Source organism: Erwinia artemisiae, from assembly GCF_051400835.1.
Classification (GTDB): domain Bacteria; phylum Pseudomonadota; class Gammaproteobacteria; order Enterobacterales; family Enterobacteriaceae; genus Erwinia; species Erwinia aeris.
Genome location: NZ_JBLFFM010000011.1, coordinates 61,795 through 76,523, shown reverse-complemented (window position 1 = coordinate 76,523; position 14,729 = coordinate 61,795). Strand labels below are relative to the sequence as shown.

General features: G+C 56.7%; 15 protein-coding genes. 10 read left to right on the top strand and 5 right to left on the bottom strand.

Features of this window, described 5'->3' with window-relative positions:
• Positions 1-34: 34 nt before the first annotated feature.
• From gpsA to ACMGEE_RS19450, 4 genes are read right to left on the bottom strand one after another with little or no spacing between them, the layout of a single operon-like run.
• Positions 35-1,045 carry an NAD(P)H-dependent glycerol-3-phosphate dehydrogenase gene (gene gpsA, locus ACMGEE_RS19465; protein WP_253457033.1) on the bottom strand — a complete coding sequence of 337 codons (1,011 nt, stop codon included), beginning with the start codon at positions 1,043-1,045 and terminating at the stop codon, positions 35-37.
• Positions 1,045-1,512, bottom strand: coding sequence for a protein-export chaperone SecB (secB, locus tag ACMGEE_RS19460; protein WP_125290602.1), 468 nt, complete (start codon positions 1,510-1,512; stop codon positions 1,045-1,047). The genes gpsA and secB overlap by 1 nt, the downstream gene beginning before the upstream one ends.
• A gap of 48 nt (positions 1,513-1,560) precedes the next feature.
• On the bottom strand, positions 1,561-1,812 hold the full coding sequence (gene grxC, locus ACMGEE_RS19455) for a glutaredoxin 3 (RefSeq protein ID WP_125290603.1): 252 nt from the start codon (positions 1,810-1,812) through the stop codon (positions 1,561-1,563).
• Positions 1,813-1,829: 17 nt separating this feature from the next.
• On the bottom strand, positions 1,830-2,261 hold the full coding sequence (locus ACMGEE_RS19450) for a rhodanese-like domain-containing protein (protein ID WP_253457030.1): 432 nt from the start codon (positions 2,259-2,261) through the stop codon (positions 1,830-1,832).
• Positions 2,262-2,574: 313 nt separating this feature from the next.
• Between ACMGEE_RS19450 and envC the strand changes: the two genes are divergently transcribed.
• The 8 genes from envC to ACMGEE_RS19410 all read left to right on the top strand — a co-directional run bounded on the left by envC (position 2,575) and on the right by ACMGEE_RS19410 (position 11,033).
• Positions 2,575-3,879 (top strand): murein hydrolase activator EnvC, encoded by a 1,305-nt coding sequence (gene envC / locus ACMGEE_RS19445; protein WP_253457027.1) that lies wholly within the window; start codon positions 2,575-2,577, stop codon positions 3,877-3,879.
• A gap of 48 nt (positions 3,880-3,927) precedes the next feature.
• Positions 3,928-4,815 carry a divergent polysaccharide deacetylase family protein gene (locus tag ACMGEE_RS19440; RefSeq protein WP_301731002.1) on the top strand — a complete coding sequence of 296 codons (888 nt, stop codon included), beginning with the start codon at positions 3,928-3,930 and terminating at the stop codon, positions 4,813-4,815.
• A gap of 46 nt (positions 4,816-4,861) precedes the next feature.
• Complete coding sequence (locus ACMGEE_RS19435) at positions 4,862-6,097, top strand: glycosyltransferase (RefSeq protein WP_436830534.1); 1,236 nt, start codon at positions 4,862-4,864, stop codon at positions 6,095-6,097.
• Positions 6,090-6,998: a hypothetical protein gene (locus ACMGEE_RS19430; protein ID WP_253457024.1), complete on the top strand. Its 909-nt coding sequence runs from the start codon at positions 6,090-6,092 to the stop codon at positions 6,996-6,998. Before ACMGEE_RS19435 ends, ACMGEE_RS19430 begins: the two co-directional genes overlap by 8 nt.
• 133 nt (positions 6,999-7,131) lie before the next feature.
• Entirely contained in the window at positions 7,132-8,064 is a 933-nt protein-coding gene (gene rfaD, locus ACMGEE_RS19425; RefSeq protein ID WP_125290606.1) for an ADP-glyceromanno-heptose 6-epimerase, read from the top strand.
• 16 nt (positions 8,065-8,080) lie between these two features.
• Positions 8,081-9,142 carry an ADP-heptose--LPS heptosyltransferase RfaF gene (gene rfaF / locus ACMGEE_RS19420; protein ID WP_253457021.1) on the top strand — a complete coding sequence of 354 codons (1,062 nt, stop codon included), beginning with the start codon at positions 8,081-8,083 and terminating at the stop codon, positions 9,140-9,142.
• On the top strand, positions 9,130-10,119 hold the full coding sequence (gene rfaC, locus ACMGEE_RS19415; protein WP_436830522.1) for a lipopolysaccharide heptosyltransferase RfaC: 990 nt from the start codon (positions 9,130-9,132) through the stop codon (positions 10,117-10,119). Before rfaF ends, rfaC begins: the two co-directional genes overlap by 13 nt.
• The gene (locus tag ACMGEE_RS19410; RefSeq protein WP_436830521.1) at positions 10,116-11,033 is read left to right on the top strand and encodes a glycosyltransferase family 2 protein; all 918 of its coding nucleotides are present in this window, start codon (positions 10,116-10,118) and stop codon (positions 11,031-11,033) included. Before rfaC ends, ACMGEE_RS19410 begins: the two co-directional genes overlap by 4 nt.
• Before the next feature lie 15 nt (positions 11,034-11,048).
• Here ACMGEE_RS19410 and ACMGEE_RS19405 read toward each other — a convergent pair whose 3' ends face one another.
• Positions 11,049-12,011 (bottom strand): polysaccharide deacetylase family protein, encoded by a 963-nt coding sequence (locus ACMGEE_RS19405; protein WP_125290610.1) that lies wholly within the window; start codon positions 12,009-12,011, stop codon positions 11,049-11,051.
• A 317-nt stretch (positions 12,012-12,328) separates the two neighbouring features.
• On the opposite strand from ACMGEE_RS19405, the gene ACMGEE_RS19400 reads away from it, so the two are divergent.
• Together ACMGEE_RS19400 and ACMGEE_RS19395 are read left to right on the top strand one after the other, a co-directional pair.
• Positions 12,329-13,414 (top strand): glycosyltransferase, encoded by a 1,086-nt coding sequence (locus tag ACMGEE_RS19400; protein WP_436830533.1) that lies wholly within the window; start codon positions 12,329-12,331, stop codon positions 13,412-13,414.
• A 213-nt stretch (positions 13,415-13,627) separates the two neighbouring features.
• Positions 13,628-14,728 (top strand): glycosyltransferase family 9 protein, encoded by a 1,101-nt coding sequence (locus ACMGEE_RS19395; protein ID WP_301252463.1) that lies wholly within the window; start codon positions 13,628-13,630, stop codon positions 14,726-14,728.
• Position 14,729: the final 1 nt, after the last annotated feature.

Below are 14,729 nucleotides of genomic sequence, written 5' to 3'. Positions count from 1 at the left end.
ATCAAATAACAGAATACTGCGGCGCTTCCCTGTCTCAGCTGATGCTGTTTTCGTCTTTCCGTGTACGCCCAAGCAGGCTTAATGCTGCCTCCCGCGCGTTCTTTTCGCAATACAATACCTGATAAATTTGCTCGGTTATCGGCATCTCCACGCCGCAGCGTGCGGCCAGCGCCCTCACCTCTTTGGTATTTCGGAATCCTTCCACTACCTGCCCGATAGTATTTTGCGCCGCCGTCACGTCCATTCCCTGCCCCAGCATCATGCCGAAGCGGCGGTTGCGCGACTGATTATCGGTACAGGTCAGCACCAGATCGCCCAGTCCCGCCATGCCCATAAAGGTGGCGGGATCGGCCCCCAGCGCTACGCCCAGCCGGGTCATCTCCGCCAGGCCCCGGGTAATCAGCGCCGTTCTGGCGTTGGCGCCAAAGCCGATACCGTCAGAAATACCCGCGCCGATGGCGATAACGTTTTTTACCGCGCCGCCAAGCTGCACGCCGGTGAAATCTGGGTTGTTATAAACGCGAAAGCTTTTGCCGCAGTGGAGCAGCTGCTGTAAATCGTCGGCAAATTCGGCATCCGTCGCGGCCAGCGCGATCGCCGTCGGCATGCCCGCCGCCAGCTCTTTGGCAAAGGTCGGGCCGGACACAATCGCCAGCGGCAGATCGTCACCCAAGATTTCGCGCGCCACGTCCTGCAGCAGCCGCCCGGTCTCTTTTTCAAGCCCTTTGGTGGCCCAGACAATGCGGGAGTCGCTGCGCAGGTGCGGTTTAATTTGTTGTAACAGATCGCCGAACACATGGCTGGGCACAACTACCAGCAGATCGCGGCTGGCGGCAATAGCCGTCGCCAGGTCGCTCTCAAGGCTCAGCGAATCGGGAAAAGGAACATCGGGCAGAAAAGCCGCATTGCAGCGGTCAGCCTGGAGCTGCGCCAGATGCTGTGGGTTATGGCCCCACATCACCACGTCGTGTCCGTTACGGGCCAGCGTGATAGCCAGGGCGGTGCCGTACGAGCCGGCACCGAGTACACTCATTGAGGCAGGCATTATGCATCCTGTTGCGGAGCGGCGCCTTCACCTGACTGCTGCTGCAGATAGTTCATAAACAGCGCGTCAAAGTTAACCGGCGCCAGGTTAAGCTGCGGGAAGGTCCCACGGGAAACCAGGCTGGTAATGCATTCGCGCGCATAAGGGAACAGGATGTTCGGGCAGTATGCGCCCAGGCAATGCGCCATCTGGTTGCCGTCAATGCCGGCCACGGAGAAGATGCCCGCCTGCTGCACTTCGCACAGGAAAGCCGTATCTTCGCCCACGGTGGCGGTCACGGTTACGCGCAGAACCACTTCGTATACGTCATCAGCCAGCAGAGTGGATGCCGTATCCAGATCCAGTTTCACTTCTGGTTCCCACTCTTTCTGGAAAACCTGCGGCGCATTTGGTGCTTCAAAAGAGACGTCTTTAGTATAGATACGCTGGATCTGGAAAGACATCTCGGTGTTATTTTGTTCTGACATTTTAAAATCCTATGGGTTAATAATCCGTTATTGCGCCACTTGCCCGCGTTACTGCAGCAGCGGGTCGAGGCCCTGGCGGCCCTCGAGGGCATAGAGGTCGTCACAGCCGCCAATATGCTGTGCATCGATGAAAATCTGCGGAACGGTGGTACGGCCGCTGCGTTTGATCATCTCTTCGCGCTTCTCAGCGTCGCCGTCGATAGCGATTTCCTGGAACGCTACGCCTTTCTGAGCCAGCAGCGCTTTGGCGCGATGACAGAAAGGACAGGTTGCTTTGGTGTAGATCTCAACGTTTGCCATACCTTCGTCTCCAGAAATTATTTGCCACGCACCAGCGGAAGGTTTTCACCGCTCCAGCCAGCCACGCCGTCTTTCAGAATGAAAACCTGTTCAAAACCGGCGGCGTTCAGCTGCGCAGCAGGATCGGCTGCAGAAACGCCGTTAGCGCACACCACGATAACCGGCTTCGTTTTGTGTTTTTCCAGTTCGCCAAAGCTGCCCTTTTTGATATCGGCAGCCAGCACATTGATCGCGTTAGAAATATGGCCTTTACGGAAGTCATCGCGCCCGCGCACGTCCACTACCACGGCTTCTTCTTTGTTAATCAGACGCGTTGCTTCGCCGCGACTGATGGTTTTTACCTTGGAGAACATGCCCTTAACAGTGGTCACGATCACCAAAACCAGCAGGACGACCCATGCCAGACTAAGAAGGGTATGATTGCCTGCGAACTGCATAATATCTTGCATGAGGGGTAACAACTCCCGAAAGGGTTAATAAGCGAAAACAAGGCTTCTGAGTATACCTGCCAGGCGTTTCATGTACAGACGCGATGCCGTCAGAGTTGCTTTTTCTGCGGCAAATTTCCCAAAAAAATTGGCTTATGTCATAAACGTTCGATCCGAAGGTTAACGCAGCAATCCTGACTGGCGATTAATTGCGCAGCGACCCTCTTTGCGTCTGCGCTTTCCGGTCAGCCGCCTCGCTTTGTCACCGATGGAAACGCAAAACCCGCCGGCGAGGCTGGTAAGGCGCTGTTCATCGTGGAATAATCCTCCTCCTATGAGGGAAAAAGCGACAGTTTCATATCAACGAACCCCAGCTAACGGATTGGCCTCTGCACCCCCGTTACGATCGGGCATGTTCACGCTGTCAGCCAGCCTGTTTTGCGCTGGCCTGCTTCTGCTGCCCGCTATCGGCCACGCAGACGACACGAAATCCGCGCTCTCCAGCCTGCGTGCCGATATCGCCGCCAAAGAAAAAAGCGTTCAGCAGCAAAAACAGCAGCGCAGCAAGCTGCTCGACCAGCTGCAAAGCCAGGAAAAAATCATTGCCCAGGCCAGCCGACAGCTGCGTGAAACCCAGCGTACGCTTGGCGCGCTCAATGGCGAGATCGCGGCGCTTACCGCCTCGATCGGCAAACTGCAAACCCAGCAGGCGAAGCAGGAAAAAATGCTGGCCGAGCAGCTGGACGCCGCCTTTCGCCAGGGCCAGCACAACGGTTTACAGCTGCTGCTGAGCAGCGAAGAGAGCCAGCGTAGCGAACGTATCCTGGCCTACTTCGGCTACCTGAACGATGCGCGCCAGAAATCGATCGACGATCTGAAAAAAACGCGCAGCGATCTCTCTTCCCAGAAAACCTCGCTGGTCGACAAGCAGGCGAAGCAGAAAGCGATGCTTTCGCAGCAGGAAGTCCAGCAGCAGAAGCTGGAAAGCGCTCGTGCGGCGCGCCAGAAAACGCTGACCACGCTGGAATCCTCGCTGGAGAAAGACCAGGCGCAGCTGGAAGAGATGCGGGCGAACGAGAGCCGCCTGCGCGATAAGATCGCCAAAGCGGAGCGGGAAGCCCGCGCCAGAGCCGAAAAAGAGGCCAAAGAAGCGCAGCGCGTGCGCGAACGTGAGGCGCAGGCTAAAAGCAAAGGCACCACCTATAAACCTACCGAGGGCGAGCGCTCGCTGATGGCGAGAACCGGCGGTCTGGGCAGGCCCGGCGGCCAGCTGCTGTGGCCAGTGCGCGGCACCCTTGAGCACCGTTTCGGCGAGCAGCTGCAGGGTGAACTGCGCTGGAAAGGACTGGTGATCGATGCGCCGGAAGGCCGGGAAGTTAAAGCCGTTGCCGACGGTCGCGTGCTGATGGCGGACTGGCTACAGGGCTATGGTCTGGTGGTGGTGGTGGAACATGGCAAAGGCGATATGAGCCTGTATGGCTACAATCAGAGCGCGCTGGTCAGCGTGGGCGCTCAGGTCAGGGCAGGCCAGCCGATTGCGCTGGTCGGCACCAGCGGCGGGCGCGGCACGCCTTCGCTCTATTTTGAAATCCGCCGCCAGGGACAGGCCGTTAATCCACTTCCGTGGTTGGGAAAATAACTTTTGTCTTATCTTTATAAATTCAGCGGCGCGCTGACGGGTCTGCTGATGGCCTGTTCGGCGCACGCGGGTAAACTCGCTATCGTCATTGACGATTTTGGCTATCGTCCGGCGCAGGAAAACCAGGTATTACAAATGCCGGCAGCCATTTCCGTGGCGGTATTGCCGGACGCTACCCATGCTCATGAAATGGCAACGAAAGCCCACCAGCGGGGACATGAGGTGCTGATCCATCTGCCGATGGCGCCGCTCAGCAAACAGCCGCTGGAAAAAAACACGCTGCGCCCGGACATGTCCAGCGAAGAGGTAGAGCGGATTATCCGGGAAGCCGTGGCTAAAGTTCCCTACGCCGTGGGGCTGAACAACCATATGGGCAGCGCGATGACTTCCAGCCTGCCGGGCATGCAGAAAGTGATGCAGGTGCTGAACCACTACAACTTTTATTTTCTCGACAGCATGACCATCGGCAACAGTCAGTCGACCCGTGCCGCAGCGGGCACCAGCGTTAAAGTGATTAAGCGCCGCGTCTTTCTGGACGATACGCAAAACGAAACCGATATTCGCAAACAGTTTTTGCGCGCGGTGCATCTGGCCCAGCGCGACGGCTCCGCGATTGCTATTGGACACCCACACCCGACTACGGTGAAAGTACTGCAACAGATGCTGCCGACGCTGCCAGCCGATATCACGCTGGTCAGTCCGGGTCAGCTGCTGAACGAGCCACAAAACGCAGGCCGTCAGGCGCCGCCGACCGTCGCGAAACCGACGCCGCCGCGTAATCCGTTCAAGGGCGTGAAAGCCTGCCCGGGCAAGCCTGAATTTGTGCCGGCCAGCCGCGCGCTGAACGCCATAACGGAAAGCCTCGCCGACAGCGCGGGCGTCCGCTATATCAATACTTACTTTTCCGGCCTGAAGCTGGAACTGGGCAACGATTAATCTTCATGCCGCATCACGTCGGCTAAACGAGTCTGGAAGCGGCATGATGGCGCCACAGCGTAAAAAAATTCTGTTACTGGATACCGGCAATGAATGGGGCGGCGGCACCAACAGTATGCTGGAGCTGCTGAAGCGTATCGATCGCAGCCAGTTTGATATCCGCTGCTGCTTTTACCATAACTACCGGCGCGGCAGCGGGGATTCCATTGAGCAGGTGCTGGCTTCGCTGGCTATCCCCGTTACCTTTATTGCCCAGCGCAAACAGCCGCGCTGGGCGAAGCTGCTTAAAGAGCTGCTGCGTTCGCTGGTGTTTTTCCATCGCGGCCTGCGGCTGAAAGCCACACGTTTTGTCGATAAGCTATGGCGCATCCGGCCCAACGCCCGCGCTATTCGCCAGCTGCTTATTCAGCAACAGAGCGATATGTTGTATATGAATAATCAGCCCGGCTCCAACGCCGAAGGCTATCTGGCTGCCCGCGATCTGCCCGTCAGCGTGGTGCAGCACTGCCGTATTGAGCCGGTGCTGGACCGCGAGCTGGTTGCGATGGTCAACCGGCGCGCCGATGCGGTTATCGCCGTCTCCAACGGCGTACGCGAGGTGTTGCTGGCCAACGGCGTAGCGGCGGAAAAATGCCTTACCGTTTTTAACGCCATCGATATTTATCAACCGTTACCGGAACGGGCCGCCATGCGCCGGCAGCTGCCGGACGTAACCGACGATACCTTTGTTTTCGGCAGTATCGGCTCGCTGATCGCCAGAAAATCCAATCACCATACCTTGCAGGCGTTGGCGAAGTTTGCCGCTGCTTTTCCCAAAGCCGACTGGCGTATGGTGATATTGGGCGAAGGGCCGGAGCTGGCGGCACTGCAGCAGCAGGCGGCGCAGGCCGGGATTCAGAATCGCGTGATTTTTACCGGTTTTCGCAGCAACCCGCTGGATTACCTGGCTGCTTTCGACGTTTTTATTCTGGCGTCGAAAAGCGAAGGCCTGCCGCGCGTGGTGTTGGAAGCGATGCTGCTCAACACCGCTGTAATCGGTTCAAAAGTCACCGGCACGGCGGAGCTTATCGAGCATAACAAAACCGGCCTGCTGTTTGATTATGGCGATACGCAGGGCCTGTTCAAACAGATGGAAACGCTGTGGCTTGATGCTGAAAAGCGCCAGCAGCTTCTGCGCCAGGCAAACCAGCACGTCAAAGAACACTATGCCATTGAGCACTACGTCTCTGGCGTGGAAACCATTTTGAAAACTGCGGCTTATGGAAACTCATCGCATGTTTGAATTTTTGAACCCCCGATTTCGGCATATTCGCGCACGGCATAATATTTCGTATCAACAGCCAGAAGTTCAGGGCGCTGTTCCGGTGACCTCTGTTGTTATTCCTTGTACGGGCGCGGATTTTGTTGAAGAGGCCAGGCTGAGCGCGCTGTTCGCCTCGCGCTTCGCGCCTGCGGCACAGGAAATCGTCATCGTCAGCGACCAGCCTGTCGAAGCTTTCGGCCAGCTGCCGGAGAAAACGCGCGTGGTGACGCTGGATGTGCCCGTGCGGGAAGAGAGCTATCGTTATAAGCAAATTTACCGCAGTCGCCTGATCAAAATACAAGCGCCTTTGTATGCCGAGACGGACGGCATTTTGATGATCGATTCCGATCTCAATTTACTGAAAATGCCGGAAATCAACGTGCGGGACAACCATCTCTATTCCAGCTTCCGTCAGGGGAAAATGGCCGCCAAGCTGATGAGCGCGCCGGAAGAAAAACGCCCGGCGTACTATCGGCACACCATCCGACCTTTTTTGCAGGATCATGCCAACAGCGCCTTTCTCGTTGCTACCCGGTCGACCTGGAAACGCCTCTGTCCGTTGTGGCTGGCGATGTTTAAAGATACCTGGGAAATTCTGGATGATTCGCAGCCGCCGACCGATCAGCTGCCGCTGGCCGCGCTTCTGGATCTGCTGGATTTCAAAACGGTTAATTTAGGTGACTGGGTAAACTGGCCGGTTTCTAAAAAAATCGGTGGCACTACAGCAGCCATTCCTAAAGAAGTAGTGGGCGCGCACGGCGGGTTCCCGCTGGACGAATGGCAAAAATATTTGCAATCCCCTGATACGCCGCTGACGTTCAAGGGCCAGGATTATACCCGCAAAGTACGCTATCTGACCGACGCGGAAAAGCTGAAGTAGTTTGCCGCCTCCGGCCGGAATTTACCTTCTCTTACGGAGTCATCCGGCTGTTTGAGGCGGGCTGAGATGTTATGATATCAGGCATTAGCGCGTGAACTTTGTGTTTCACCCACATTCTTAAAGGTTAAAACTCATGATTATCGTCACTGGCGGCGCGGGATTTATCGGTAGTAACATCATCAAAGCGCTGAATGACAAAGGCCACACCGATATTCTGGTGGTCGACAACCTGAAAGACGGCACCAAATTCGCCAACCTGGCGGATCTGAATATTGCCGATTATATGGATAAAGAAGATTTCCTGATCGCCATTCTGGCCGATGAAGACTTTGGCGACGTCGAGGCGGTTTTCCACGAAGGCGCCTGCTCTTCCACCACCGAGTGGGACGGCAAATACATGATGGATAACAACTATCAGTACTCCAAAGAGCTGCTGCACTACTGTCTTGAGCGTCAGATCCCTTTCCTGTACGCCTCTTCCGCCGCGACTTACGGCGGCCGCAACGATAACTTTATCGAAGAGCGTCAGTATGAGCAGCCGCTGAACGTCTACGGCTATTCCAAAATGCTGTTTGACCACTATGTACGTGAGATCCTGCCGGAAGCGCAGTCGCAGATTTGCGGCTTCCGCTACTTCAACGTGTATGGCCCGCGCGAAGGGCATAAAGGCAGCATGGCGAGCGTGGCTTTCCATCTGAACACCCAGCTGAACAACGGCGAAAATCCAAAACTGTTTGAAGGCAGCGATAACTTTAAGCGCGACTTTATCTATGTGGAAGACGTCGCCGCCGTCAATCTGTGGTTCTGGGAAAACGGCGTTTCCGGCATTTTTAACTGCGGAACCGGCCGTGCCGAATCTTTCCAGGAAGTGGCCGACGCCGCGCTGAATTTCCATCAGAAAGGCCAGATCGAATACATTCCTTTCCCGGAAAAACTGAAAGGACGTTACCAGGCCTATACGCTGGCGGACCTGACCAAACTGCGCGCGGCGGGCTACGATAAGCCGTTTAAAACCGTGGCAGAAGGCGTGGCCGAGTATATGGCCTGGCTGAATCGCAACGCGTAACGGGACGGATCCGGCAATGAAAATTTTGGTGATCGGGCCATCCTGGGTCGGCGATATGATGATGTCGCAAAGCCTTTATCGCACGCTGAAACAGCGCTGGCCTGAAGCCACAATTGACGTGATGGCCCCCGCGTGGTGCCGTCCGCTGCTGTCGCGGATGCCGGAAGTCAACGAGGCGCTGGCGATGCCGCTGGGCCACGGCGCGTTGGCGCTGGGCGAGCGCCGCCGTCTGGGCCGCTCGCTGCGCGATAAGGGTTACGATCGCGCTTACGTCCTGCCCAACTCCTTTAAATCCGCGCTGGTGCCTTTCTTTGCCGATATCCAGACCCGTACAGGCTGGCGCGGCGAGATGCGCTACGGCCTGCTGAACGATATCCGCGTGCTGGATAAAGCCGCGTTTCCGTTGATGGTTGAGCGCTACGTCGCGCTGGCTTACGACAAAGCGCAGATCGCGAGCGCCAGCGATCTGCCGCAGCCGCTGCTCTGGCCGAAGCTGCTCGTCAACGAGCAGGAAAAGCAGGAAACCGCCGCCGCCTTCAGGCTGAGCGCGGAACGGCCGCTTATCGGCTTCTGTCCCGGCGCGGAATTCGGGCCGGCCAAGCGCTGGCCGCACTATCACTATGCCGCGCTGGCGCAGCAGCTGATCGACAGCGGCTATCAGATCGCGCTGTTTGGCTCGGCTAAAGATAAAGAGACCGGCGAGCAAATCCTGCAAAGCCTGGAAGAAAGCTCGCGCCAGCACTGCCATAATCTGGCTGGCGAAACCAAACTGGAGCAGGCGGTCATTCTGCTGGCGCACTGCCAGGCCGTGGTCAGCAACGACTCCGGCCTGATGCATATCGCCGCCGCGCTGGATCGCCCGCTCGTTGCGCTTTACGGCCCAAGCAGCCCGGACTTTACGCCGCCGCTGTCGCATAAAGCGCGCGTTATCCGGCTGATCACCGGCTATCACAAGGTCCGTAAAGGCGATGCGGAAGAAGGCTATCACCAGAGCCTGATAGATATTAAGCCGCAGCGCGTGGCGGAAGAGCTGTCGGCGCTGCTGGGTCAGCCTCTGGAGGCTGTATGCACGTCCTGATTGTAAAAACCTCCTCAATGGGCGATGTCCTGCACACGCTGCCCGCCCTCACCGACGCCATGCGGGCTATCCCCGGCATCCGTTTCGACTGGGTTGTAGAAGAAGGTTTCGCACAAATCCCCTCCTGGCATCCGGCGGTTGATCGGGTTATCCCCGTGGCAATCCGCCGCTGGCGCAAGCACTGGTTCGGTAGCGAAGTGCGCGAAGAACGCTTTCTGTTCAAGCGCGAAGTACAGTCGCGCCAGTATGACATGGTGATTGACGCGCAGGGCCTGATCAAAAGCGCCGCGCTGGTGACGCGCATCGCTAAAGGCGTCAAGCATGGTCAGGACAGCCGCAGCGCGCGCGAACCTTTCGCCAGCTGGTGGTATGACCAACGCCATGAAATCAATAAGCAGCAGCATGCCGTGCAGCGCACGCGCGAGCTGTTTGCCAAAAGCCTGAATTATCCGCTGCCGGAGACGCCTGGCGATTACGCTATCGCGCAACATTTTATGCGTGAGCCTTCGCCGGATGACGGCCGCTATCTGGTCTTCCTGCACGCCACCACGCGCGATGAAAAGCACTGGCCGGAAGCGCAGTGGCGTGAGCTGATTACGCTGCTGAACGGCAGCGGCCTGCGGATCAAATTGCCGTGGGGCGCGGAACATGAGCACCAGCGCGCGCAGCGGCTGGCGGCTGGCTTCGACTATGTGGAAGTGCTGCCCAAACTTACGCTGGAGCAGGTGGCGCGCACGTTAGCGGGCGCCGCCGCGGTAGTGTCGGTAGATACGGGGCTTAGCCATTTAACGGCGGCGCTGGATCGCCCTAATATCACGCTGTACGGCCCCACCGATCCCGGCCTGATCGGCGGCTATGGCAAAAACCAGTTTGTACTGAAACCCGCGCAGGGCAATCGCATGGCGGCTATTTCTGCCGAAAACGTGATGGCGCAGCTGATGCCGCTGCTGGGTTCCTCGCCGGAAGAAAAGTCATGAACAGCCCTGCGCTGAGCGTACTGATTGCCGCCCATAACTGCGGCGAGACGCTGGCCGATACGCTGGAAAGCGTCGTCGCTTCGCTGGGCGCGGCGATCGATCGCGCAGAGATAGTCGTGGTGAACGACGCTTCCACGGATACGACGCAGAGCATTATTGAGCGCTACGCGGCGCGGCTGCCGCAGCTTCGCAGCAGCCATACCGACTATCGCAACGTTGGCAAAGTGCGTAACCACGCGGTAGGCCTGGCGCGCGGCGATTATGTCTTAATGGTGGACGGCGACGATATGCTGCTGCCCGACGCGCTGGCGCACCGGCTGACGACGCTGCGCCAGACCTCGCCGGATATTCTGCTCAGTAAAATTATCGAAGTGCGGCACGCCTCGCCCACGGTGCAGTGGCAGCCTGCCGAGCCTGAGGAGCTGACCACGCATGATGCCGTAGAGCGCTTTCTGATCCATCGTGATTATCAGGCGCATTTTATCGGCCAGTTTTTCTCACGCGAGCTTATTCAGCAGCACGCCTTTCCGGACTTTATCTGCTACGAAGATAGCTGGCTGTTTCCGCAGCTGCTGATGCAGAGCAAAAAAACGCTGTTTACCTCCGCCGGTTTTTATCTCTACCGTAAGCATGAGCAGAGCCTGTCGTCCGCTATTGATGCCGACAAAATTGCCTGTCTGATCGCCGCAACGGCGCATATGGACGAGGTTTTACCGCCGCGCTATGAGCATTTGATCACCTGCCACTGGCTGGATATCGCCAACCGCTACCATGCCGATCTGCGAGGGACCTCGCAGGGCGACAAAGTGAGAGCACGGATCGCGCAGGTCGGCCTGGGGCGTTTTTTGCTGAACGGCAAAATCAGGACGAGTTATAAAAGGAAAATGCTGACGGTGAGAAAACGGGGCCTTTAACGGCCTCGTTTCTGTTCAGGTGCCGGCTTTCGCGGCGGCATACTCCGCCAGCGTCATGCCATGAGTGCGGCTTTGCAGCCAGCTGAACAGCTGCGCCAGATCGTCATAGAGCCGGTCAATATCGGCCGCCGTTTTAAAGGTCGGGCTGCCATCGGGCATAAACTCGCTGGAGTGCAGCATAAACTCTACGTAGTCAGCGCCTTCCGCCAGCGTTTTTTCCGCCAGGTCGATCATCTGCTGCGCGTTGCCGCCAGTCGGGCGCAGCCAGTAAACGGAAGGGCTGCGGCGCTTGCCGCGCAGGCGATCGTAGCCCTGTTTAACCGCATTCATCAGCCCGGAGTGCTTATAACGGATGGTCATCGGCACTTCCAGCAGCGGTGAATTGCCGGGACGAGAAATATCTGCGCTATCGGGATGGTAAGCCGAGCGGGGAAAGTGCGTATAGTCCGTGCCGCCGTTGCCCTGCGGCGCGCCCGGGGAAAACCGCCAGTTCACGCCCGGCGTCACCGAGCAGTCAACCCGGTAGCCGTGTTCGACCAGCAGCTGAGCGTAATACTCGTTGAACGCCCAGCGTCCCGCACGGTGGCTGAGCATTTTGACGTTAAACGTCTCTTCCAGCAGCTCAGTCATAAAAGCGACTTTTTTGCGTATCTCTTCACGAGGGTATTCAATCAGATAGGGCTGATGCTGCCAGTCGTTGTCGGTTAATTCATAGGCTGGCGGGCTGTTCCAGGCGTGCAGATGCATGCCTACTTCGCCCTGGCCGCGAGCGATAACATCGCGGGCAAAATCGATATAAACCGGATCGACGGCCATTTCATAGTTCGTCAACCAGGTCGGTTTAAAGGTATATTTCTCGCAAAGCTGCTGAAAGCGGGCAAGCCAGGCGGCATTTTCGGTGGTCACCTGACCAGAGCGATTACGCCAGAGATTATCACCTTCCGTATCGATGGTGATTAAGAAAGCAGGTTTTTTCATGTCGATGCGGCGCTCCGCGTTAACCTCGTGTTAACTCTGCCGGTATGGTAACAGCGGCATGACGGGACGCAACAGTAATTGCAGCGCAACGGCGCGAAAGCGATTGGCTATGGCGCTATCTTTTTTATTTTTCTAAGATAAACAGATAAAACTGGCTCAGCCTGACAGGATCGGCAGGACAGCTTTACCGGGCTACGGCAAGGGACTTGCCCGACTAGATAAAAAAATGCTTTTTTTCGTGCGGTTAGTGGCCTGGAATCGGTCGGCACCGCATGATTTTCTCTGCTAAGGGTACAAAATTGTCCAAGCGCGTATTAATGATCATTGATGGTCTGCCCGGCGGCGGCGCGGAGAAAGTTGTGCTGACGCTTTCCAAAGGGCTGATAGAGCGCGGTCATCGGGTTTCGCTGTTTTCGCTGCGTGCCGTCTGCGATTACGCCATTCCTGCCGGGCTGGATTATCAGGTCATTCAGGATACCTGCCATATGCCCTGGCGGAAACTTACGGAGCTGAGCCGGCGCGCAGCCTGCCTGGATCGGGCGATAATGCAGGCCGAAAAAGAGCAGGGCCGTTTCGACCTGGTGGTATCGCACCTGCACAAAACCGACCGTATCGTCAGCCGCTGTCGCCATCTCGACAAGGACAAGACCTGGTTTTGCCTGCACGGCGTCTTTTCCGCCTCTTATCTGGCCCACCGGCAGGGCTTTTCCCTGTGGCAGAAGAAACTGAAAACGCGCCGCGTATATCAAAACCGCAATATCATCGGCGTCTCTCAGTACGTGGTCAGCGATTTGAAACGCTCCTTTGCGATACAGCCAAAGCACGAGCGGATCATTTTCAACCCTTTCGATTTTGATACCGTTCGTACCGCGGCTATGCAGCCCTGCGAGATGGCGGGCGAACCCTATCTGATCCACGTCGGCCGCTTTCACCAGACCAAGCGCCACGACAGGCTGCTGCGCGCCTATGCCAAAACGGGGATAAGCGCGCCGCTGGTTTTAATCGGCCAGGGCACGGATGAAGCAGTAGGAAAAATTAAGAAACTGGCGCTAACGCTGGGCATTCAGGATCGGGTAATTTTTAAAGGTTTTACCAGCAACCCCTATCCCTGGATCCGCAACGCGAGGCTGCTGGTGGTCAGCTCGGACAGCGAAGGCTTCGGCAACGTGCTGGTAGAAGCGCTGATTTGCCAGGTGCCCGTAGTCAGTACGCGCTGTCCCGGCGGCCCCGTGTCGATCATGACCGGCGAACTGGCTCGCGGCCTGGCGAACCTGGATGTGGATTCGCTGGCGGAAACTATCGCGGACGTCTGGTCAAACCCGCCTGATGTTTCACAGCTTGATTTGGAGGCTTACAGCATCGAAGCAATCTGCAAACAGTATCTTGCGCTGATCGCTTCTTAAGCCCACGCAACGTTTGCGGATCGGAAATGTCTGAGAGGGTCAGACATTATTCTGGCGCGCTCCCTGGCCTGGCCGGACGCGCATTTTTATCTTTTAAGGTTTCAGTATGAATACGCTCATAACCGAAAACGGCTATCAGAGCACGGTGAAAACGTCACGAACGTCATCTGTGCCAACTGAATACCGGCACTTTTCGCTCAGGGAGAACAGAGCGTGAATTATGTGTTGCTGTTTTTACTTTTACTGCCTTTTAAGCTGTTGATGAAACTCAGCCATAAAAAAGAGGCCCGTAATCTGGTGATCCAGACGGCGAAAATCGGCGATTTTGTCAATATCACCCCCCTGCTGGCGCATCTTGAAAAGAGCGACGCGCTGCTGAGCCGTACCGTTGCACCGCTGGCGGAGCACGACAGCACGCTGGCGGACATTTTTTATATTGAAGAGCATAAAAGCAGCACGTACAGCAAGCTGAAGCTGGCCCTGAAGCTGATGAATCGCTATGAAAACGTCTATCTGCTGCATCCCAATAATACCAATCTGTTTTATGCCGCCTGCTGTAACGCGAGCAACAAGCAGTTTCTGTCGATGTACCGCCGCAAATGGTATCAGGGGATCTTTTATCTGACCGCGACCGGCACCGTGGAACATGATAAGTATTCGCTAACCCTGGAAAACTACCTCAGGCTGGCCGATCGTTCGCTGACCAAAGAAAGCTATCCCAAGCACGCCACGCTGCCGCTGCTGAAGCCGGACACTACGCCGGAAGAAGTGTTCAGAACGGACAAGATCAAAATCGGCATCAGTATTTCGGCCGGCAACCAGGCGAAAACCATTCCGCCGACGATCTGGAAAGCCCTGTTCGACAGGCTGAGCGGGCTGCCCTGCCTGTTTTATGTTTTTGGCGCGCCAAATGAACTTACTCGCCTGCACGAGCTCAATAAAGTGGTGGGTGAAAGCGATAACATCGTTAACATGATCGGTAAGGTTTCGCTGGAAGGCCTGCCCTACGCCATCAGCCAGATGGATTTTTACATCGCCTCCGACTCGGGCAACATCTACATCGCTGACTCGCAAAATGTGCCAGTGATCCTGATCTACGGGCCTTGCTGCGTTGAAGAGCAGCGTCCGCTGGGCGACGTGCTGTTAATCGGGCCGAATCATATCGCGCCGTCGTCGTTTGTTTTTCACGCCCTGTATAAGTTTAATCATCCCGTCGAGCAGCTTTACGAGCTGGATAATCGCAAGCTCGACGATATTTATGATTTTATCTGCGCGCGCAAGCGGCCATTACAAGAAAAGAAGACGTCATCCTGAG